17 protein-coding genes are annotated in these 21,720 nt (G+C 73.5%); 6 read left to right on the top strand and 11 right to left on the bottom strand.

Features of this window, described 5'->3' with window-relative positions; genetic code table 11:
* Positions 1-214 precede the first annotated feature (214 nt).
* The 9 genes from ACWDBE_RS14920 to ACWDBE_RS14880 form a co-directional block, all read right to left on the bottom strand.
* The gene (locus tag ACWDBE_RS14920) at positions 215-1,498 is read right to left on the bottom strand and encodes a type III PLP-dependent enzyme (RefSeq protein ID WP_449808198.1); all 1,284 of its coding nucleotides are present in this window, start codon (positions 1,496-1,498) and stop codon (positions 215-217) included.
* Complete coding sequence (locus ACWDBE_RS14915) at positions 1,495-3,342, bottom strand: IucA/IucC family protein (RefSeq protein WP_449808197.1); 1,848 nt, start codon at positions 3,340-3,342, stop codon at positions 1,495-1,497. Before ACWDBE_RS14915 ends, ACWDBE_RS14920 begins: the two co-directional genes overlap by 4 nt.
* Entirely contained in the window at positions 3,339-4,562 is a 1,224-nt protein-coding gene (locus ACWDBE_RS14910) for an MFS transporter (protein ID WP_449791620.1), read from the bottom strand. The genes ACWDBE_RS14915 and ACWDBE_RS14910 overlap by 4 nt, the downstream gene beginning before the upstream one ends.
* The gene (locus ACWDBE_RS14905; RefSeq protein WP_449808196.1) at positions 4,559-6,463 is read right to left on the bottom strand and encodes an IucA/IucC family protein; all 1,905 of its coding nucleotides are present in this window, start codon (positions 6,461-6,463) and stop codon (positions 4,559-4,561) included. The genes ACWDBE_RS14910 and ACWDBE_RS14905 overlap by 4 nt, the downstream gene beginning before the upstream one ends.
* Positions 6,460-7,686, bottom strand: coding sequence for an ATP-grasp domain-containing protein (locus tag ACWDBE_RS14900; RefSeq protein WP_449808195.1), 1,227 nt, complete (start codon positions 7,684-7,686; stop codon positions 6,460-6,462). The genes ACWDBE_RS14905 and ACWDBE_RS14900 overlap by 4 nt, the downstream gene beginning before the upstream one ends.
* Positions 7,687-7,838: 152 nt before the next feature.
* A complete protein-coding gene (locus ACWDBE_RS14895) occupies positions 7,839-8,843 on the bottom strand; it encodes an ABC transporter substrate-binding protein (RefSeq protein ID WP_449808194.1) in 1,005 nt (334 codons plus the stop codon).
* Between the two features lie 129 nt (positions 8,844-8,972).
* Positions 8,973-9,917 carry an ABC transporter ATP-binding protein gene (locus tag ACWDBE_RS14890; protein WP_449808193.1) on the bottom strand — a complete coding sequence of 315 codons (945 nt, stop codon included), beginning with the start codon at positions 9,915-9,917 and terminating at the stop codon, positions 8,973-8,975.
* Entirely contained in the window at positions 9,917-10,951 is a 1,035-nt protein-coding gene (locus ACWDBE_RS14885) for a FecCD family ABC transporter permease (protein ID WP_449791615.1), read from the bottom strand. The genes ACWDBE_RS14890 and ACWDBE_RS14885 overlap by 1 nt, the downstream gene beginning before the upstream one ends.
* Positions 10,948-11,925 carry a FecCD family ABC transporter permease gene (locus tag ACWDBE_RS14880; protein ID WP_449808298.1) on the bottom strand — a complete coding sequence of 326 codons (978 nt, stop codon included), beginning with the start codon at positions 11,923-11,925 and terminating at the stop codon, positions 10,948-10,950. The genes ACWDBE_RS14885 and ACWDBE_RS14880 overlap by 4 nt, the downstream gene beginning before the upstream one ends.
* Before the next feature lie 195 nt (positions 11,926-12,120).
* Between ACWDBE_RS14880 and ACWDBE_RS14875 the strand changes: the two genes are divergently transcribed.
* Both ACWDBE_RS14875 and ACWDBE_RS14870 read left to right on the top strand, forming a co-directional pair.
* Complete coding sequence (locus ACWDBE_RS14875) at positions 12,121-12,972, top strand: (2Fe-2S)-binding protein (protein WP_449808192.1); 852 nt, start codon at positions 12,121-12,123, stop codon at positions 12,970-12,972.
* 66 nt (positions 12,973-13,038) lie between these two features.
* Positions 13,039-13,440 (top strand): VOC family protein, encoded by a 402-nt coding sequence (locus ACWDBE_RS14870; RefSeq protein WP_392871857.1) that lies wholly within the window; start codon positions 13,039-13,041, stop codon positions 13,438-13,440.
* On the opposite strand, the gene ACWDBE_RS14865 is transcribed toward ACWDBE_RS14870, so the two are convergent.
* Positions 13,401-13,763, bottom strand: a complete 363-nt coding sequence (locus tag ACWDBE_RS14865; RefSeq protein ID WP_392871854.1) for a DUF6191 domain-containing protein — start codon at positions 13,761-13,763, stop codon at positions 13,401-13,403. The two genes, ACWDBE_RS14870 and ACWDBE_RS14865, sit on opposite strands and share 40 nt — an antisense overlap.
* A gap of 220 nt (positions 13,764-13,983) precedes the next feature.
* Here ACWDBE_RS14865 and ACWDBE_RS14860 point away from each other — a divergent pair, with 220 nt between their 5' ends.
* The 4 genes from ACWDBE_RS14860 (at position 13,984) to ACWDBE_RS14845 (ending at position 20,557) form a co-directional block, all read left to right on the top strand.
* Entirely contained in the window at positions 13,984-14,742 is a 759-nt protein-coding gene (locus tag ACWDBE_RS14860; protein WP_449791613.1) for a dienelactone hydrolase family protein, read from the top strand.
* 303 nt (positions 14,743-15,045) lie between these two features.
* A complete protein-coding gene (locus ACWDBE_RS14855) occupies positions 15,046-17,076 on the top strand; it encodes a serine/threonine-protein kinase (RefSeq protein WP_449791612.1) in 2,031 nt (676 codons plus the stop codon).
* A 555-nt stretch (positions 17,077-17,631) separates the two neighbouring features.
* Positions 17,632-19,269, top strand: coding sequence for a M4 family metallopeptidase (locus tag ACWDBE_RS14850; protein WP_449808191.1), 1,638 nt, complete (start codon positions 17,632-17,634; stop codon positions 19,267-19,269).
* A 361-nt stretch (positions 19,270-19,630) separates the two neighbouring features.
* A complete protein-coding gene (locus ACWDBE_RS14845) occupies positions 19,631-20,557 on the top strand; it encodes a CPBP family intramembrane glutamic endopeptidase (RefSeq protein ID WP_449791610.1) in 927 nt (308 codons plus the stop codon).
* Positions 20,558-20,642: 85 nt separating this feature from the next.
* Here ACWDBE_RS14845 and ACWDBE_RS14840 read toward each other — a convergent pair whose 3' ends face one another.
* Positions 20,643-21,674: an ABC transporter substrate-binding protein gene (locus ACWDBE_RS14840; protein WP_449808190.1), complete on the bottom strand. Its 1,032-nt coding sequence runs from the start codon at positions 21,672-21,674 to the stop codon at positions 20,643-20,645.
* Between the last annotated feature and the right edge of the window lie 46 nt (positions 21,675-21,720).

Below are 21,720 nucleotides of genomic sequence, written 5' to 3'. Positions count from 1 at the left end.
CGCTCCCTTCGCTGCCTACCACTCTCCCACGAGCGGCGGAAGGGGGCGGCGGCGGACCGGGTGGCGGAAGGGGGCGGCGGTTCAGGTGGCGGGCGGGGCGGGCGATCGGCGGCCGACGGACAACAGCCGACGGCCGACCGCTGACGGATGACAGCTGACAGATTTCGAAATCTGTCAGCTGTCATCCGTCAGCGATCCTTCGTCGGCTCCTCCGTCACTCCTCCACCGCGCCCGGCCCGTCGCCGTCCAGGTGGTGGAAGCCAGGGCGAGGGTGCATCAGGAACTCGTGGTGCGAGATGTTCCAGGCGTACGCGCCCGCCATCGCGAACAGCACGCGGTCGCCCGCCCGCAGACCGTCGGCTCCCTCGGCGGCGCGGGCGAGGACGTCCTTCGGGGTGCAGAGCTGCCCGGCCAGGGTGGCACGGCCGGTGGTGACGGCCGGGCGCGGCCACGGGTGCGGCCAGGCGTCCACCGGGAGGACGGCGAAGGGCTGGGAGTGCCCCCGGGTCGCGGGCGTGCGCAGGTGGTGGGTGCCGCCGCGGACCACCGCGAAGTCCTCGCCGTGGCTCGCCTTCACGTCCAGCACCTCGGTCGCGTACCAGCCGCAGTAGGCGGTCAGTGCCCGGCCCGGCTCGATCCGCAGCGTCAGCCCGGGGTGGGCGTCGAGCAGCTTGGCCAGGCCCTCGCCGAAGGCCGTCCAGTCGAAGCGGGCGGACGGGTCCGCGTAGTCCACGGCCATCCCGCCGCCGATGTTGACCTCCGTCAGCGGGAAGCCGTGCCGCTCGGCCAGCGGGGCCGACCAACCGACGATCTGCGCCGCGACCGACAGCTGCTCCGCTGCCGCGAGCCCGCTGGCCAGGTGGGCGTGCACGCCGCGCAGCCGCAGCTGTCGCCCCAGCGGGCCGTCCCCGGTGAGCAGTCGGGCGCACTCCTCGGCCCGGTCCGGGTCCAGGCCGAACGGCGTCGGACGTCCGCCCATCGCGAGCGGCACAGCGTCGAGTGCCTCCGTCTCGACCGCCAGGTTGACCCGCAGCAGCACGTCCACGACCGTGCCCGGTCGGTCCGCGAGGACGGCGGCCAGCCGATGCAGCTCCTGTTCGCTCTCGACGTGCCAGCGGTGCACCCCGGCCTCCACCGCCGAGGTGATCTCGGCCGGGGTCTTGCCCGGGCCGCCGAAGGCCAGCGGTGCGCCCGGCACGGCGGCCCGGACGTGGGCCAATTCCCCACCGCTGGACACCTCGTAGCCGTCCACCGATTCGCGCAGCGCGATCAGCAGCGGTGCCTCCGGGTTGGCCTTGGCGGCGTAGTACAGCTCGACCCGCTCGGGCAGCGCGGCCCGGACGGCCGCGGCGTGCTCCCGCAGTGCCGCCAAGTCGTAGACGTAGGCGGGTAGTTCTTCGGCCGCCAGGCCGGCGCTGAAGCGGCGGACGGCCTCGGTCGGCCCGGCCGCCTCGGTCGCCCGGCAGGGCTGGGTCGGCCGGATGGTCTGGTTCGTCATCGGGCGGTGCTCCCGGCGGGAAGGCGGACGGACGTGTGGGTGGGCGCGTGGGCGGACGCGCGGGCCGACGTCCGGGCGGGCATGCGGGCGGCCTCGGCGAGGACGGAGCCGGCCAGCGGGGAGGGCAGTCGGACGTAGCCCGCCTCGCGGTCGGCCTTGCGCTCCCAGCGGGTCAGCAGGTTCGCCTTGGCGGGCAGCGGGACACCGGCGAGCAGCGCGCGCAGCCGGGGCGGGCAGCCGTGTGCGGCGGCGTACTCCTCCAGGCTGTCCCGGACGGCCTGCCAGAGCGCGCACTCCAGGTCGGGGTGGCGGTCGGCGAGCGCGGCGAGCAGTTCGGCGACGTGGTTGACCAGCAGGCAGTAGACCACCCGGTCCCAGCCGCGCTCCGCGTCGTAGGTCATCGGGCCGGCCACCTCGGGCGGCAGCGCGGCGAGGACGTCCCCGTTCTGCTCGGGGACGAGCTTGGTGCCCTCCAGGTCGCGGAAGAGCACCTGGACGGGGTGCCCGGTGGGGTCCACGCCGATCAGCACGTTCTGCAGGTGCGGTTCGAGCACCACGCCGTGCTCGAAGTAGGCGGCCAGGACCGGCGGGACGAGCAGCCGCAGGTAGTCGCGCCACCAGCCGAGCGCCGCCGCGCCGTCCGAACCGCCCGCCGGCAGCCGGGAGACGTGCGCGGAGCTGGTCGGGTGCTCGTCGGCGACGGCGGCGGCCAGCAGCGGGGTGACGCCCGGCCGGAGCACACCGCCGAAGCCCTCCCGGACGATCAGGCCGAAGCCCTCGTACAGTGCCCGGTCGGCGTGGCCGTCGGCGCCGGGCAGCGCGAGGGTGCGGAAGGCCGGTTCGCGCAGCATGGCCGAGTCGGGGAAGCGCCGGGCGAGGTCGGCCAGGGCCGGGGCGAGCAGCCGGGTGAGGGCGACGGCTCCGGTGAGCTCGTAAGCGGCGTTCTTGCGCAGGCAGTTGGTGATGCGGACGTTCAGGCTGAACTTGAGGAAGGCGTCGGCGCCGTGCAGGGTGCGCACCGAGGCGGTGGCGGTGAAGCGTTCGCCGCGCGGACCCAGGTCGAGGACGTCGCCACGGGCCAGGGCGGCGCGCAACAGCGGGTGGTCACCGATGAGTTGGTACTGCCAGGGGTGGGCGGGCAGCAGCCGGTAGCCGTCCGGTACCTCGCCGAGCCCGTCCAGCAGGGCGGTCGTGCTCCCGTCCAGCGACTCCTCGGCCAGCAGGTCGGCCCGGACGGCGAGGTGGTGCAGCGGGAAGGCGGCACGGGACTCGGGGGCGTAGCTGCGCCAGTCGCCGCGGGCGGCGGAGCGGGACTTGGGGGCCGGGTGGAAGCGGTGGCCGAACAGCAGCGCCTGCTCGGACTCCAGGTAGCGGTCGGTTCCGGCGGCCGGTCGGCCCGCCAGGCCCTCGCGGACGCCGTGGTGACTGGAGGCGACCTGGTCGAGGAACTCCTCGTTCACCGTGCCGGTGCGCAGCTCCAGTTCGTGTCGGACGTGCTCGGCCAGTTCCCGCCAGTCCAACTCGTCCCAGCCGCCGTCGCGTTCGGCCTCGACCGGGCCGGTGAAGCGATGCGCGCCGAGCAGCGAGGTGCGGCGCAGCGCGACCCGCAGCAGCACGCCGCGGCGCGGCAGGCGCAGCAGCAGGCGGCCCTCGTCGGCGGCGGTCTGGTGCTCGGGCGCGGAGACCTCGCGCAACAGGCAGTTCAGCAGGGTGTGGACCACCGCCTCGTCGGCGGTGGGCAGTTCGTCGGTGCCGCAGGTTCGGCTTCCGAGCTCGAAGGGCCGGCCGTCGGTGCCGCGGGGGTCGTCGGTCCTGGGCGAGTGGGGGGACTGCTCGGGGGTCATCGGCGACTCCAGCGCTGGCGGAGGGACGGGAGGGTGAGGGTGGTGGCTGCGACGGCGGCCAGCAGGGCGGCGGCGGTTCCGGCCACCACGGGGGCGGCGGCGCCGAACCGCCCGTTGGCCAGCGCGGCGACGGCGCCGGCGGCGACGGCGCCACCCTTGGAGACCAGTTCGAGGGTGCCGAACATCCGCCCGGGCGGGCGCCCTTGGGCGGCGCCGGCGGCGAGCACGGCGAGGCAGACCAGCCCCAGCGTGAGCCCGGCCCCGAGCAGCAGCCGGACGGCGACGAACACGGGCAGCGAGTACGCCACCGCGTGCCCGACCAGGCCGAGCGCGACGAAGCCGAAGCCGAGCGCGATGCCGGCGTGCGGGCGGGAGTGGAACACGGTGTGGGTGCGGGCGGCGAACACCAGGTAGCACAGGTGCGGCAGGGCGAACAGCACCCCGGTGGTGGTGCCGTCCACGCCGGGCAGGCGCTGTTCGGCGAGGGCGATCAGGTACGGGAAGGAGATCACCGTCGCGAAGACGAAGGTGAACTCGAAGGCGTAGAGCGGCATTAGGGACACCGTGGCGGTCCGCTCGACGGGCCGGCCGCCGGTCGCCGGGACGGTCTCGGGGCGCTCCGGCTCGGGCAGCAGCGAGAGGAACACCGCCGCGGCGAGCGGGAGCACGGCCATCACCAGGTACTGGCGGTGCGGGTCGATCCACGGGGAGAGCGCCCCGACCAGGATCGGCGCGGCCACCAGCGCGGCCCGCGCGCTGCCCTGCATCAGGGTGAGGGCGCGGGAGAGCCGGGGGCCGTCGAGGGCGGCGGCCAGGTAGCCGTTGGTCGCGGCGAAGGTGCCGCCGAGGAAGCCCTGGAGGACCAGTGCGAGGGTGAACGTGGTCAGGCTGTCGGCGGCTCCGGCCAGCAGGAAGGAGACGGTGAGCCCCAGTTGTGCGCGCAGCAGCAGCCGCTTGCGGCCGAAGCGGTCGGCCAGTCGGCCCCACAGCGGCGCGCCGAGGGCGCTGAACACCGTCGGGACGATGTACAGCACACCGGCCCAGCGGGCCTGCGGGTCGCCGAGCGAGGGCAGGATCGCGGTCAGGTAGGGCGGCAGGCCGAGCGCGGCGAAGGAGGCGACGAAGTAACAGGCCGCGACGGCGTGCACCTGGCGCCGGCCGAGCCCGCCGGAGCGGTCGGCCGAGGGCTGCGACTGCGGCGGCAGGGTCTCCACGGTCACCGGACGGCCTCGTCCGTGCGTCGCCGGCTGTTCGGAAGTCCGTCCTGAAGTCCGTCCTCGTGAAGACCGACCGGGTGGTCGTGCGGGTGGTTGTGTGGGTGGTCATCCGAATCGCCGTCCGGAACGATGCCGCCCGGCCGGTCGTGCGGGGGCTCTCCGGCCTGTTCGCGCAGATAGTTGGGCCCGCTGGTGTAGTGCTTGTTGATGTCGGCGGCGCCCGAACGCTGCTTGCTGAGCAGTGTCCCGGCCGTGACCATGGCCTTGACCGGCAGTCGCTCGGCGTCCAGCAGCGCGGCCCGCAGCGGTGCGCCCGCCGGCCCGATCCGCTCCACGGCCTCGGCCGTACGCTTGCGCAACAGAGCCAGGGTTTCCGAGAGTTCGGCCCGGCCGTGGTCGGCGAGACCGAAGGCGAGGGCGCCGGTGCACAGGTGGCCGGTGATGGTGGCGAACAGGTCAGTGAGCGCCCGGTCGTCCTCGCCGAATATCCGTGCGTCGTCGAACTCCTCCCGGGCGGGCGCGAGTTCGCCCAGCGATGCGGTCATCCGGGCGGTGTGCACGCGCGGGCCGTCGTCGTCCTTGTAGAGCAGCCGCAGGCCGTCCCGGTCGATCACCAGCGAGGTGTTCTGCTGGTGCGACTCCAGGGCGACACCGTGGCCGAACAGTGTGGCCTGCCAGTCCAGCAGCAGCTCCAACAGGGCGTCGTAGCAGGCGAGGACGTCACCTCGGTAGTAGCGGTCGGCGAGGTGGTCCAGGACGAGGCGGCCGCCGGGTGCGGGGGCCAGCAGGGCGGCCAACGGGACGGTGACGGCCTGCTCCAGCCCGGTCGGGTAGCGGCGCAGCAGCACGGCCAGCAGCTCGTGTCCGGCATGCGCCCAGGACTGCTCGTCGGCGTGCAGGATACGGCCGGCGAAGCGCGGCTCGCGCGCCAGTACGGCCTCGACCAGCCGTTGGCCGGCGGCGCCGTCGAGCAGTGTGCCGGGCTTGATGGTGCGGCGGTTGAGGCGCCCCAGGGTCGCGGTGGCGAGCGGGAGCTTGAGGTGGCACGAGGGGTCGTCGACGACGGCGACGGTGCGCATGGACAGGGTCGGGACGACGGTCAGGTACGGCCGTTCGGCGAGCACCGCGCGGCCGGTCAGGCCGGTGGCGGCCAGCGCCTCGTCCAGGGGTTCGCCGACGGTGAGCGGGTGGACCGGCAGGGTGGCCCAGCCCTCGCCGGGGCACCGGTCGCCGAGGCCGAGCCAGGCCGGGGTGGGCCACCAGCTCGGCAGCGGCTGCCCGCCGTGGACGGTCAGCGCCGCGGCCGGCACGGCCAGCCAGCGCAGCTCGAAGGGGGAATGGAACTCGGGGGCGTACAAACGAAGTTGTGGCTCGGTGAGGCCGGAGCGGCCGCGCGCGGTGGGGTAGACGGGGTGGTCGAGGTAGGCGGCCAGGGTGTCGTGGCCGAGGGCGGCGGCGGGGCCGGTCCAGTCGGCCGGGTCCTCGCCGTACAGGTCGACGAGCCGGTCGTGCACCTCGGGGCGGACCCGCTCGTGCAACTCCATGGTGGCGAGGGTCTGCCGGCACTCCTCGGCGAAGGCCGCCCAGCCGGGCCGGTCCTCGGCCTCGGCCGACTCGGCGAGCGCCGCCACGACGGCTTCCGGGCCGGTGATCCGCCGACCGGCCGGCTCCAGCAGCGGCAGCCGGGCCGCGTACTCGCACTGGAAGCCCTCCGGTCGTACGGGCAGGGCCAGTCGAAGCCCGGGGACGGTCAGCCAGTGGCCGTCGGTACGCTCCTCGACGCGGCCGAGGGTGCGCAGGCCGAGGACGTCCTCACGCAGCAGGGCGGAGAGCACGCGCAGGGTGAGCTGCTCGGCCGCGGTCCAGCGCTGTGCGGCACCGGTCGACGACTGTCCGGCGGTCATGGGGTGATCTCCCAGCGGTTGGCGGCGAGGAAGCGGGCGGCGGCTGCGTCCACCGCGTCCTGGTCGGCGCCGATCGCCCAGACGACGCCCAGGTAGTCGCGGTTGGTGCGGTAGTGCTCGTGGCGCTCGCCGAGCGGGCGCAGGGGCCGGTAGGCGAGCCGGACGCCGTCGCGCTCCTCGTCGTACGGGCCGGGCGCGGCGGTGAGGACGCCGGCGCGGTCGGCGCAGACCACCTCGTTGCGGGCCCGGCGCGGGGTGGCGGCGCACCGCTCGGTGAGGTCGGCGGGCAGGTCGCGGCCCAGGTGGACGCCGAGGACGAGTTCGAACAGGGGGATGTCGAGGATCTCGGCCAGCATCAGGTCGCACTGGTCGCCGATGGCGCGGTAGTTGACCTCGATGATGCGGGCCCGGCCGTCCGGCTGGAGCACGAACTCGGTGTGGCAGGCGCCGAAACCGACGCCGAGCGCGTCGAGTTGGGCGATGACCTGGTCGACCACCGGCTGCGGGTGGGCCGGGACGAAGGTGAGCACCTCCTCGATGAAGTCCGGCGGCGGGGAGAGCCGGGTACGGAACCCGCCGAGGACGTGCCGTCGCCGGCCGTCGCCGAGGGTCTCCAGGGTGCACAGCTGCCCGACCAGGAACTCCTCGACCACCAGGGTGGCGCCGGCTCTGCGGAGTCGGATCTCCTCGCAGCGCTTGGCGAGTTCGGCGGCGTCGGTGACCAGGGTGACGTCCTCGCTGGCCACACCCTCGCGGGGCTTGACCACACAGGGGAACGGCACGTCCAGCTCGGCCGGGTCCTGGCCGGGGGCCAGCTCGGCGGACCGGACGGTGTCCAGGCCGGTCAGCGTGAGGTGGCGGCGCAACTGGCCCTTGTCCTTGGCTCGCAAAGTAGCCTTCCAGTCCTTGGCCGGGAGGCCGAAGTACTCGGCGGCCAGCGCGGTCTGGGTCTGGAGGTGGTCGCTGTTGCTGAACACCGCGTCGGGCGCGTGCTCCGGGTCGGCCAGGGCGCGGCGGGAGACGAGGCTGATGACGGCGCGGAAGTCGCGGACGTCGCACTCCAGGACCTCGGGTGCGGGGAACGGGAGCTCGGCGTAGGCCCGACGGTGGGCTTCGGCGCCGTCGGTCAGGACGGTGACGTCGAGCCCGAGCCGGGCGGCGGCGGGCAGGAAGCCGGAGGTGACGGAGTCGGTGGGGTTGAGCGCGAGCAGGTAGAGCCGCATGGAGGGTCCTCGGGGGCTGGCGGAAGCGGGAGGGGCGAACAGATGACAGCTGACAACTTTCGAAATCTGTTATCTGAAACCCGTCATCTGAAATCTGTCGTCTGTCATCGCTCGTCCGACGGTTGTCATCTGTTCGCCCGGGCTGTCGACGGTTACTTCGGCGCGTCCACGCCCGCGGCGTTGGCGATGTCGACGAGCATCGCGTCGGCGGCCTGGACGCCGATGCCGGACATCCAGGTCTCGTCCGGGACGTTGAACACCTTGTTGTTCTTGACAGCGTTCAGGCCCTGCCAGACCGGGGTCTGCTGGACCTCGCTCTCCTTGGTCTTGCTCGGGTCGTCGGCGGTGGTGACGAACACCAGGTCGGCGTCGGCCTGGCTGATCTGCTCGGCGCTGACCTCGACGATGTTCTGCTCCACGTCCTGCGAGGCCGGACGGGCCAGGCCGACGTCCTTGAGCACCACGCCGCTGTAGGAGGCCTTGGCGTACAGGCGGGTCGGGCCGGCCACGAAGCGGACCACCGAAGCCGTCGGCATCGTCCCGTTGTTCTTCGCCTTGATCTCCTCGCCGAGCTTCTTCGCCCGCGCCTCGTAGTCGGCCAGCGCCTTCTTCGCGTCGTCCTCCCGGCCGAGCGCCTGGGCGTACAGCGCGAGGTTCTCCTTCCACGGCAAGCCCGTGGTCTCGGCCAGCACGGTCGGGGCGATCGCGTTCAGCTGGTCGTACACCTTGGCGTGGCGGACCTTCGAGGAGAGGATCAGGTCGGGCTTGAGGGAGGCGATCAGCTCCAGGTTCGGCTCGTTCATCGGGCCGACGTCCTTGGTGTCCTTGATCTTGTCCTTGAGGTAGTTCGGGAACCCGCCCTCGGTCTTCATGTGCGGGGACACCGCGCCGACCGGCGTGATGCCGAGCAGCGTGACGTCGTCCAGCTCGCCGCTGTCCAGCACCACGACGCGCTTGGGCTGGCTCTTGATCTGGGCGGTTCCGGCGGCGTGCTTGACGCTGCGCGGGAACCCGGCGGCGGTCGCGGCCGAGGCGGAGGACGCGGACGACGCGGAGTCGCCGCCCGACTTGGTGCCGTCCCCGTTGCTGCCGCAGGCGGCGAGCAGGGTGGTCGAGAGGGCGACGGCGAGGACGGCGACGGGGAGTCGGCGGTTCATCGGGGTTCCTTGGATCGGTTCGGGCGGTCGGCCCGAACAGGGGGACGGGGAGGGGGGATGGGAAGGGGGAGTTCGGCAGGGCGGAGGTCATCGGCCGCAGGTCACGAGGCGGAGCTCAGGAGCCCGGGTTCAGGAGGCGGACGCGGTGGCGCCGCCGCGTCCGCGCGCCCGCGGCACGACCAGCGGAGTCCCGGTCTCCGGGTCGGGCACGACCCGGCACGGCACCTGGAAGACGGCTTCCACCAGTTCCGCCGTCAGCACCTCCGACGGCGGACCGGCGGCGGCGAGCCGCCCGTCCTTGAGCACCACCAGGTGGTCGGCGTACCGGGCGGCCTGCCCGAGGTCGTGCAGCACCATCACGACGGTGCGCCCGGCCTGGGCGTGCAGGTCGGCGACCAGGTCGAGGACGTCCAGCTGGTGACGCAGGTCCAGGAAGGTGGTCGGCTCGTCCAGTAGCAGCAGGTCGGTCTCCTGGGCGAGCGCCAGCGCGATCCAGACCCGCTGGCGCTGCCCGCCGGAGAGCCGGTCCACCTGACGGTCGCGCAGCTCGGCGGTGCCGGTGCGCTCCAGCGCCTCCTCGACCGCCGCCTGGTCCGCCTTGGACCACGGGCTGAGCATCCGCTGGTGCGGGTAGCGCCCGAGCCGCACCAGCGCCTCGACGGTGACGGCCTCCGGGGTGACGGGCTGCTGTGGCAGCAGGCCCATCCGCTTGGCGAGCGCCCGGGCGGGCATCCGGTGAATGTCGGCGCCGTCCAGGGTGACCGTCCCGGCGGCCGGGTCGAGCAGCCGGACCAGCCCGCGCAGCAGCGTCGACTTGCCGCAGGCGTTCGGCCCGACGATCGCGGTGACGGCGTTGCCGGGCAGTTCGAGGTCGAGCCCGTCCACGATGGTCCGGTCGCCGTAGCGCAGGCCGAGGCTCCGGGTGGCGAGCCGGTTCGCGGCGGCACCGGGGGCATCACCGGCGGCGGCACAGGCACCGGCGGCGGCACCGGCGGCAGCACCGGCACCGACGGCCTTACCGGTAGCCGCACGTGCGGCCTGGCCCGTCCCGGCAGTCGTCTCGACGGAGGTCATCAGCTGCTCCTCTGGGGAAGCCGGCCCTGGCGGATCATCAGCACCAGGAGCCAGGGCGCGCCGAGGGTGGCGGTGACGGCACCCACCGGCAGGCCGTGGACGGGGATCACGTGCAGCACGAGGAGGTCGGCGGAGAGCAGCAGCACGGCGCCGGTGAGCGCGGTGAGGCCGAGCGTGCCGAGGGTGGGCGGCCCGGCGAGCAGCCGGACCAGGTGCGGGACGGCGAGCGCGACGAAGGCGACCGGCCCGGTGAGCGCGGCGGCCAGTGAGGCCAGGGTGATGGTGAGCAGCAGCAGCCAGAGCCGGTCCCGGGCCGGATTGAGGCCGAGGCCGCCGGCCGAGTCGTCGCCGAGGTCGAGCACCGCGACCCGCCGCTGGCAGAGCAGCAGGGCGAGGGTGGTCAGCGCGATCGCGGTGCCGCCGATCCACACCTCGGCCCAGTTGCGGCCGTAGAGCGAGCCGGTGGTCCACTGGAGAGCGGAGGAGGCCAGCTCGGCCGGGAACCGTACGATCATCAGGTTCACGGCGGCCGCCAGGCCCTGCTGGACCGCCAGGCCGACCAGCACCAGCCGGGTGACGGCCATCTTGGAGCGCCAGGCGAAGCCGCCGAGCAACAGCGCCGCGAGCAGACCGCCGCCGACCGCGGCCAGCGGGATCAGCTGCTGGGAGGCGCCGGTGGCGAGCATCAGCACGGCGCCGAAGGACGCGCCGCCGGTGATGCCGATGGTGTCGGGCGCGGCGAGCGGGTTGCGGAACAGCCGCTGGAGCATCGAGCCGGCCACCGCCAGCCCGGCGCCCGCGATCAGTGCCGAGACCACCCGGGGCGCGCGGAACTGCTGCACCACCAGGACGTTCCCGGGCTCGCCCTGCCCGACCAGCGCGCGCAGCGCGTCCCAGGCGGGGATGCCGACCTGGCCGGTGCCGAGCGCGATCCCGGTCAGCAGCACCAGCAGGGCGGCGGCCACCAGCGACCAGGCGGCGGTACGGGCGCGGCGGCGGGCGAGGCCCCGGACGGGCAGCGCGATCGCGCTCACTTGGCCACCTTCCGGGCCAGCACCGCGAGCAGCGGCGCGCCGAGGAAGGCGGTCACGATGCCGACCTCGATCTCGGACGGTCGTACCACCAGCCGGCCGAGCACGTCGGCGCCGAGCAGCAGCAGCGGACCGGTGATCAGACAGCCGGGCAGCAGCCAGCGGTGGTCGTTGCCGAGCAGCGGACGGACCAGGTGCGGTGCGGCCAGCCCGATGAACGCGACCGGTCCGGCCACGGCGACGGCGCTGCCCGCGAGCAGGACCACGGCCAGCCCGCCGGCCAGCCGGATCCGGGCCACCGGCACGCCCAGGGCCTGCGCCGTCTCGTCGCCGAGCGCCAGCGCGTTGAGCGCGGGAGCGATGGCGAGGGCGCCGACCAGACCGAGCGCGAGGAAGGGCAGGACGGGGGCGAGGGTGTCAAGGTGCCGGCCGGCGATCGAGCCGGCCAACCAGAACCGGGCCTCGTCCAGGGTGCGGTGACTGGCCAGCATCAGCGCGGAGGTCCAGGAGGTGAGCACCACGGTGAGCACGGTGCCGCCGAGCGCCAACCGGACCGGGTCCAGGTCCCCGCCGCGCCGGGACATCGCGTACGCGCCGACGGCGGCGACGGCGGCACCGGCGAAGGCGAACCAGACGTACTCGACCGGGCGGGCGAGGTCCAGCGCGTAGATCGCGGCGACCACGAAGAGGCTCGCGCCGGCGTTGATGCCGAGGGTGACCGGGGAGGCCAGCGGGTTGCGGGTGACGCCCTGGGCGACCGCCCCGGCGACGCCGAGCGCAGCCCCGACCGCCAGCCCGACGAGGGTGCGCGGGACCCGAAGGCCCGTCACCACATCGGCGTCACCGCCGTGGGCGGCACCGGTGAGGGCGTCGACCACGGTGGAGAGCGGAATGGAGCGGGAGCCCAGAGCGAGGCTCAGGGCGGCACACAGCACGAGCGCGCACACGCCGGCGAGCAGCAGCAGGGGCTGCCGGATCGCCGGAGAACGAGGCGTCGCCGGGGCTGTGGAGGCCGGCGGGTCGGTTCTCAGCACGAAGCAATATCTTAGGTTAGCTTTACCTAAATTCGTCAAGCTTCGGTTGGCTCGACCGTGAAGCGTTGTAAGGTGAGCCTCACCTTAATCGATCATGCAGAATCGATCACGGGAGTGTCAATGGTTCCCGGAACACCCATGCCCGTCGCGCCCGTTGCGTCCGTCGCGTCCGCGGCGTCCGTCGCATCCTCGGTGCCCGCTGCGTCCTCGGTGCCCGCCGCGTCCTCGGCGCTCGTCGCCGACTACCGGCGGCTGCTGGAGCTCTGCCCGGTGCTCGAACTGCGCCTGCTCGACGCCGCAGAGCCTGACCCGCGCGCCGCCGACGGCTGGTACTCCGGAGCCGAACTCATCACCGACGAACCGGCGTTGGCCGCCGTCCTGGCCGGCACTGAGGCCCGCATCGCCGACGAGCACGGCCGCGCCCCGCGACCGCACGTCACCGCCTCCCGGCTGCTCCACCACTACGCCTGGTCGGTCTGCCTGCTGATCGCCGGGCCCTGGCACCTCGCCCGCCGGGTCCCCGTCGTCGAGGCCGCCGACCTCTGGCTGCACGCCCCCACCGGTGCGCTCGCCCTGCGCCCGCGCGGGCACGTCACCCTCCCCGGCGACGACGAACTGCGCGCCGAACTGCGGGCCGCCGTGGTCGCGCACCTCGAACCGGTGCTCGCCGCGTTCGCCGGGCCCACCCGGCGCCGCGACCGCGCGCTCTGGGGCATGGTGACGGACGACCTGGCCTCCGCCCTCTGGTACCTCGGCCGGATGCTCGGCGAGGAGGACGCCTCCGTCGCCGCCGCCGAGGCCGTCCTGCCCGGCGGCACCCTGCCGCTCCCCGGTGGCGCCGACTTCCGCCGCCTGCACACCCCCGACGGGCGCGCCCACCACACCCGAACCCGGCTCGGCTGCTGCCTCTACTACGCCGTCGGTCCCGCCGCGGCCGCCTGCCTGACCTGCCCGCGGACCTCCGACGAGGAACGGCTGGGCCGCCTCTGACGGGCCGTCCACAGCACTGCCGGACGGGCCCGTTCGCTGTCAGTGGCATCGGCTATGGTCACTCGCATGATCGATTCCACGACGCGGGTACGGATCGCCCGCCCCTCGCGCGACCTCGCGGCGGCCGAGCGCTTCTACGTCGGCGGCCTCGGCCTCGACGTGCAGTGGCGCAGCACCGAGCGGGTGCCCGGCAAGCACGACCTGCTGATGGTTGGTCCGTCCGGCGGCAGCTGGCACTTCGAGCTGACCCACGACCCGGAACGGCCGCTGGAGCCCACTCCGACGGTGGAGGACCTGTTCGTCGTCTACCTCGGCGCCCCGGTGGACGAGGCCCTGGTCGCCAGGCTGGAGGAGGCCGGTGGCACCCGGGTCGAGTCCCACAACCCGTACTGGGAGGAGTACGGCGTGACGATGGCCGACCCGGACGGCTACCGGTTGGTGCTCTGCTCCCGCACCTGGGAGTCCTGAGCCCCCTTCTCCCCGGGCGTCCGCCCGCCGGCGCCGTCGGGCAGCACCGCCACGCCCCGGTCCAGGTCCACGCCGAAGTGCGGCGGCGCTCCGGCCTGCGCGTCGTCCCGCAGCACGAGCCGCTCGTGCTTCTGCTCGATCTGCACCTGCTTGCCCGGGCTGAACAGCGCGTGCAGCTCCTCCAGCCCGCCGACACCCAGCCCCGTCCCCGGCCCGCGCTGACGCGGCCGTGACGAGGCCTCGTCCTGGACCTGCCACGCCGCCAGCAGGACCAGCCCCAGCACCGCCGCGACCACCGCCGTCACACCCACGATCCACCCCATGCCCGCACAACGCCCCCGCGGGGCCCCGGCGTTCCCCGGGCACGTCCTGGCCGTGCATCGTGGTTGCGCCGGGGTGCGAAGCCACGCCGCGTGTGGGGGCCGCGCCGGGAGGGCGAGACCGCGCTGTGAGGGCGAGGCCGCGCTGTGGCGAAAAGCGCACGGGCGGGCCGCGGACCCACCGGATACGCTGCCGGACGAACCGGAAGGAGCGCCCCTCACCATGCCCGTGCGCGGAACCCTCGTGGACATCCCGACGGCGGACGGCACCGCCGACGCCTACCTCACCCACCCCGACGACGGTCGGGCCCACCCCGGCGTCATCCTCTACATGGACGCCTTCGGGCTCCGGCCGCACCTGGAGGCCATGGCCGACCGGCTGGCCGACGCCGGGTACACCGTGCTCGTCCCCAACGCCTACTACCGCAACGGCCGCTCGCCGGTCGTCGAACTGCCGGAACTCATAGACCTGGACCAGGCCGACGAACTCTTCGGCCGGCTCGTCCCGTTGCTCGACACGCTCACCCCGGAGGCGACCGCCCGCGACGCGGACGCGTACCTGCGCTGGCTCGCCGAGTCCCCGCTGGTCCAGGACGGCCCGGTCGGCCTGACCGGCTACTGCCGCGGCGCCCTGCTGGCGCTGCGCACGGCCGCCAGCCACCCGGACCGGATCGCCGTCGCGGCCGGGTTCCACGGCGGCAGCCTCGCCACCGACCTCCCGGACAGCCCGCACCTGGGTGCCGATCGGATCACCGCAGAACTGTACTTCGGCCACGCGGACGACGACCCCGCGCTGCCGCCCGAGCAGATCGACCGGCTCGCCGAGGCCCTCACCGCCGCCGGCGTCCGGTACAAGGCCGAGGTCTACGCAGGCGCCCCGCACGGCTACACCCAGGCCGACACCACCCGCTACGACGCGGTGGCCGCCGAACGGCACTGGGATGCGCTGCTCGGCCTGCTGAAGCGGGTCCTGCCGGCCTGAGGCCCGATTTCGACCCGGCCGACCCGGCCGATCCGGCCGACCCGTCGGCACATGGCCAGCAGCGCCGTCCGGGGAAACGCACGGCACCGTTCACGGCGCCGGTCACGCCATCCAGTCCGACCGGCCGCGGGCCGTCGCCGCGGCCGGTCGGAAGGTCGCGGACTGTGCTCGGTACTTCCTCGCCGACTGACAAGCGATGCTCAATTCCTCTTCAGGACTGCGCGACTGAGTCCTCGACATCCTCTGGCACACTGTGTGCCGACGACCCGCGGGGGCGGGGTCATGACACGGGGGAGCAGGGGTATGAGCGGCGCGGGCACCGTGCTCGGTGGGCGGTACGAGCTGGTCGAGAAGATCGGCGGCGGTGCGATGGGATCGGTCTGGGAGGCCGAGGACACCGTGCTGGCGCGGCGGGTCGCGGTCAAGATCCTGCGCTCGGAACTGCTGGAGGACGAGACCTCGGCCCAGCGCTTCCGCCGCGAGGCCCAGCTCGTTGCCGCGGTCGACCACCCCGGCGTGGTGGGCGTCCACGACTACGGCGAGAGCGGCGGGGACGGCGAGGAGCGCTGCGCCTACATCGTCATGGAGCTGATCGACGGCCGTCCGCTGGACCGGGTGCTCAAGGACACCGGCCCGATGGGCGTCGAGCGCGTCCTCGACCTGGTGGCCGGCGCGCTGGACGCGCTGCACGCCGCGCACCGGCGGGAGATCGTGCACCGGGACATCAAGCCGTCCAACCTGATGGTGCGCGCCGACGGACGGGTGGCCATCACCGACTTCGGCATCGCCCGGGCGCTCGCCAGTACCAAGCTCACCGCCCCGTTCGCGATCATCGGCACCGCGCTCTACATGTCCCCGGAGCAGGCCGAGGGCGCGGACCTCGGGCCGGCCACCGACCTCTACTCGATCGGTGTCGTCTGCTACGAACTGCTGGTCGGCCGGCCGCCGTACTCCGGTGACGGGCCGCTCCAGATCGCGCTGAAGCACGTCAACCAGCCGGTGCCGAAACTGCCGGACACCTTCCCGGTGTCGGTGCGGGCACTGGTCGCCAGGGCGCTCGCCAAGAAGCCCGAGGAGCGGTACGCGGATGCCGCCGCGATGGCGTCGGCGGCCCGTGCGGCCCGTGCGGCGCTCGCGGGGGAGGGTGGCGCCGCAGGCGCGCGGGTGCCCGGGAAGGCCGGCGCGGCCGACAGCGGGACCATCCCGCTGCGGCCCGGTGCCGGCGAAGGGGCTGCGGGCGGTGCCCGTGCCGCGGACCCGGCCGAGCGGGTCACGGCGGATCGACCCGAGGACCGGGCAGCGGAGCCGGCCGGGGGCGATGCCGCGGTGGACCTGGCGAAGGGCGGCACCCCGGCGCCGGACGAGGTCGCGAAGGTGGGGCCGCAGGCGCCCACCGAACCCGGCCGACGGCGCCCGCGGCGCACCCTTCTGGTGCCCGTCGTCATCCCCGTCGTCATCTCGATGGGCACGGCGACCGTCCTGCTGATCGACCGCGGTGCCGGCGGCTCCGATGCAGCCCTGCCGCCAGGCGCGCAGCCGACCGTGGTGGTCACCGCCCCCGCGAACCCGGGCGGCGCCACGCCGGCGACCGCGCCCGCGACCACGACCGCGCCCGCCGCCCCGGCACCGACCGACACCCCGGCGGCCACCCCGGGGTCCGACCAGCCGGTGCCCGGCGCCGCCCAGGGCCAGCCGCAGCTCCCGGCCGCCCAGGTCCCGGCCGCCGGTCAGGGCGGCAGCGGCGGCCCGGGTGGCTCCGGCGGCAACCGGGCCGGCGGTACGGGAACGGCCGCGGGCGGGGCGTCGGCGGGTCAGGCGAACCAGCCCGCCGGTGGCAACCCGGCCAACCCGCCCGCCAACCAGAACCCGCAGCCCCCGGCCCAGACCAACGGTGGCGGCGCCACCGGCGCCCCGCAGAGCCCGAGCCGGCCCGCCTCCTGTGGCGGAAACAGCTGGGGCACCATCGTCAGCGTGAAGGACGGCCGTGCGATCGGCATGCGCGACGACAACCTGAACGGCGACAACCCGATCGTGGTCGGAGGTCACGCGCAGTACGGCTGGGTGCGTTCGACCAACCCCGGCTCGTGGATCCTCTTCAACGCCTGCAACAACGGAGGCCCGCTGATGGTCCAGACGATGGACGGGAAGGTCGTCCTGAACAGCGGATTCAGCTTCCTCACCAACTGGACGGTTCGCACCGGGAGTTCGGCTGGCTCGTACACGCTCGGCGACTACCAGAACCAGAGCTGTATGACCAACAACGGCCCCGGCAGCGCGGTCACCATGGTCGCCTGCACCCCTGGAAACACCGCCCAGGAGTGGCGGCTCCAGTGACGGCCCAGGCCGCGCGGACCCGGGTTCAGGCCCGGCCACAGGCCCGGGCGCAGGTACGGGCCGATGCGCGCCGATAGCAGGAACTCACCAGGTAGGCAAGGGGGTTCGGGTGGCGGGACCTCGCCACCAGGGTGTCAAGGGACCGTATGGAATCTTCTACACACATGTAAAAGTCGATCGACGGTCGGCCGGGCGCACGAGTCACCCCGGCGTTCGGCGGGTGAGTGCCCGTAGGTGCAGGCGGTCGGCCGTCGCACGGGTCGAGACCCGCGGTGGGATGTGGTGAATCGCCCTGGTATGCCCGTCGATTGGACGCCCTTTACCCAATGGCGGGACCTGGCCAATCGCTGAACCAGACCTGTCAATTCATCTGCTGGATTGTCATGCTTCTGGTCATCCCCCGGCGGTAGCCCCACCCCCACCCCTCGGTGGCGAGCCGCTCGACTGCACGGGGTTCCCGCACGTCAGTGCCCGTCCCGCCCCACAGGTGCCGACCCGGCCCCCCGGGACGCGGTGCGACCGCGCCCAGACGCGGTTTCCCGGAAGGACTCGTACGTGAAGCGTAAGCTCGCGGCCGTCGCCGTACTCTCGGCCACGGCCCTGTTGACCGGTGTGATCCAGGTGAGCACCGCCGCCCAGGCCGCTCCCACCCCCTCGCTGCAGGCCCAGGCCGCCCAGCAGCACGCGACCGTGCTCAAGCTGGCGGCCGGTCAGGCCGGCCCGCTGGCCAAGGCGCTCAAGCTCGGCGACAAGGAGCAACTGGTCGCCAGGGACGCCGTGCTGGACAAGAACGGCACCCGCCACCTGCGCTTCGAGCGCACCTACGCCGGCCTGCCGGTGATCGGCGGCGACCTCGTCGTGCACCAGAAGGCCGACGGCTCGGTGAAGTCGGTCGACAAGGCGGTCGCGGCACGGATCGCGCTGCCGAACCTGACCCCGAAGCTCTCCGCCGACCAGGCCGTCACGCAGGTCACCGCGGCGGTCAGGGCCACCGTCGGGGTGACCACCGACGCCGACGAGTCGCCGCTCACCGAGGTCCACCAGGCCGGCCGGGCCGAGCTGGTGGTCTGGGCCACCGACGGCAACCCCCGCCTGGCGTACCGCACCACCGTCGAGGGCCTGCGCGCCGACGGCACCCCGAGCCGTCAGATCCTGGTCACCGATGCCACCGACGGCCGCACCCTCGCCGGCCACGAGACCGTCCAGACCGCGGCCGGCACCGGCAACGGCGTCTTCGTCGGCCAGGTCCCGCTGACCACCGCCCAGAGCGGCTCGGAGTACCAGCTGAAGGACGACAGCCGTGGCGGCCAGTCCACCAGCGACCTCAAGAACGGCACCGACGGAACCGGCTCGCTGTTCGCCAACACCAGCAACAGCTTCGGCGACGGAACCGTCAACAACCGCGAATCCGCCGCCGTGGACGCCCAGTTCGGGGCCGCCACCACCTGGGACTTCTACAAGAGCACCTTCGGCCGCAGCGGCATCCGCAACGACGGCGTCGGCGCCCTGAGCCGGGTGCACTACGGCTCCAACTACGTCAACGCCTTCTGGGACGACAGCTGCTTCTGCATGTCGTACGGCGATGGCAGCAACGACACCGCACCGCTCACCGAGATCGACGTGGCCGGCCACGAGATGAGCCACGGCGTCACCGCGGCGACCGCCAACCTCAACTACGCGGGCGAGTCCGGCGGCCTCAACGAGGCCACCTCGGACATCATGGGCACGATGGTCGAGTGGTACGCCAACCTGCCCTCCAACCCGCCGAACTACTGGATCGGCGAGCTGATCAACCTGCGCGGCGACGGCAGCCCGCTGCGCTACATGGACCAGCCGACAAAGGACGGCGGCTCGGCGGACTACTGGGACGCGAATGTCGGCAACCTGGACGTGCACTACTCGTCCGGGGTGGCGAACCACTTCTTCTACCTGCTGTCCGAGGGCAGCGGCGCGAAGACGATCAACGGGTTCAGCTACAACAGCCCGACGTACGACAACTCCACGCTCGCGGGCATCGGCCGCGACAAGGCCGCGCAGATCTGGTACCGCGCGCTGACCACGTACTTCACCTCCACCACCGACTACGCGGGCGCCCGTGCGGGCACCCTCAGCGCGGCGGCCGACCTGTACGGCTCGGGCAGTGCGGAGTACAACGCGGTCGCCGCCACGTGGACGGCGGTCAACGTCAACTGATCCGGACCGAGGTCAAGGTCCGGGCCTGAACCGATCGGGCCCGGCCCGGGACAGTGTCGAGGCCCCGCCGGGCCGTGGGTGCCGGCCGGCGGGGGAGTACGGCGGGGGCGACGGTGAGCGGACCACCGTCGCCCCCGCTGTGTGACGCCTGACGATACGTCAATTTTTCTTCTCGTGCAGCTTTCGTGGTGACTCGCGGCATGACGGGTGGCGGGCGGCGGAGCGCGGGGCGTGACGTAGCACCTCTGCCGGACTCCCGTACACCCAGAAAACTCGACCATCGCGGTGGTAGTGGACAACTACCGCGGGTGGCAGTGCACTTGGTTCCGGGAACGGGCCCGAGGTCCGTAACGTCCCCGACATGACGCTACTGACGCGAACCCCGACGAGCGCCGTCCGGCGGCGCGGCCTGCTGGTCTACCTGGTGCTCGCCTACGCCGGGATGTGGGCGGCGATGGCACCGCTGCTCGCCGACGGGTACCGGCGGGCCGACGCCCGGGAAGAGACCGGTGCCCTGGAGCAACTCTGCATCGGGGCCGCCATGCTGGCCCCGGCGCTGGCGGCGCTGCTCGTGGTCCGCTTCGTCGAACGCGGCGGCGGAGTGCGGGAGGCGCTCGCGCTGCGCCTGCCCCGGCCGCGGTGGCGCGCGGTCCGGGCCTGCCTGCTGCCGCTCGGGGTGCTCGGCGGGCTGACGGCCGCGGCGCTGGTGCTCGGCGCCCTGGCGGGCAGCTACCCCTTCGCCGGCTTCGGCTCGCTGGATCCGGGGCGGGTCGTTGCGTGGGCGGCCCGGGGGTTGATCGGATTGGTGCTGTCGCTGCCGCTGTTCTTCGGTGAGGAGATCGGCTGGCAGGGCTTCCTCTTCCCCCGGCTGCTGCGACGCGGTGACGGTAGTGGTGGCGGAGGCGGCGGTGCAGGGGTGCTGGTGCGGGCGTACCTGCTCACCGGGACGGCCTTCGCGCTCTGGCACCTGCCGACGCTGCTGATGGGTGGCCAGTACCCGGGAAGGCCCTGGTACCTGGCGGTGCCCGCGCTGACGGTGAGCTGTGTGCTCGTCGTGCCGGTCTTCACCTGGCTGAGGCTGCGCTCGGGGTCGGTCGTCCCGGCGGTGGTGGCGCACGCCTTCGCGAGCAGCATGAGCGTGTCGATGGTCCGGGAGTTCGCGGACCCCGACGCCGAGCTGGACCCGCTCACCATGTCGTTGGCGGGCTGGCCCGGCTGGATCGTCCTCGGCGGGTTCGTGGCCTTCCTTGCGAGTACCGGGCGGTTGGCGCCGGCGGGCGGTCGGTGACAGATGACGGAGTTCAGATGACAGATGATGAACTCCGTCAGCTGACGGCTGACATCTGAAATCCGGCACCGTCACCCGGCACCCGTCACCCGACCGTCGGCACCAGGTCCCTGCGGATCTCGTCCAGGATCAGCCCGGCCCCGGTGTAGCCGATGCCGAGCATCCACAAACCGTCGTCCACCCGGAACACCCGCCCGCTCCTCACGGCGTCCAGGTTCTTCCAGAGCGCCCCTCCGGTGATCTTCCCCTGGTCGGACTTGGCCTCGTCCCCGTACACGGAGTAGAAGATGACGTCCGCCGCGGCCTGGTCCACCTGCTCGGGGCTGATCTCCATCGAGAAGCCGGTCTTGTCCTGGTTGGCGGGCCGGCCGAGCCCGAGGTCCTTGAGCAGGGAGCCGACGAAGGTGTCGTTCAGGTAGAGCCTGGTCGGCGCGCCCGCCAGGAAGCGGGCCATCTCGACCCGGGTGGCCGCCGCCCTGGCCGGCCCGCCGAGCGCGGTGACCAGGTCCCGGAGCTTCGCCCGGAACGCCGCGTCCGCCGCGTCGGCCTCGGCCGTCCGGCCCAGCGCCTCGGCGTGCAGCCGGACGTTCTCCTTCCAGGTCGGCCCGGTGGTCCGGGTGAGCACCGTCGGCGCGATCTTCGACAGTTCGTCGTACCGCTTGTCGTCGCGGACCTGGTTGCTCAGGATGAGGTCCGGCCGCAGTGCGGCGATCGTCTCCAGGCTGGGCTGGCCGATGGCCCCGACGGGCTTCGTACCGGCCAGCCGTTCGGCGGGCAGGTAGGCGGGGAAGGCGGTACCCGCCGCGACGGTGGTGGCGCCGACCGGGTCGAGCCCGAGGGTGACCACCGAGTCCAGCGCGTCGCTGTCCAGGGCCACCACCCGGCTCGCCCGCGCCGGTACGGTGCTCTCGCCGCGCGCGTGCCGGACCGTCCGGGGCCCGCCGGTGCTGCCGGTGTCGCCAGCGCCGCCGGTCCCGCCCGTCCCGCCAGTGCCGGAAGATCCGGACGAGCCGGAGCTCGAGGCCGTGGAGCCGGCCCCGCACGCGGCGAGCACGAGCCCGGGGGCGATCCCGGCGGCAAGGCCGAGAGCGGTGCGGCGGCTGGGCGGTCGGGGCATCGGCGGCACCTCCAACGTACGGGCGGGGCGCCGGAATCCCTGCCCG

It is taken from the genome of Kitasatospora sp. NPDC001132 (assembly GCF_053598415.1).
Note: the sequence above shows the minus strand (reverse complement) of the source record. Positions and strands in the feature narration are given on the sequence as shown.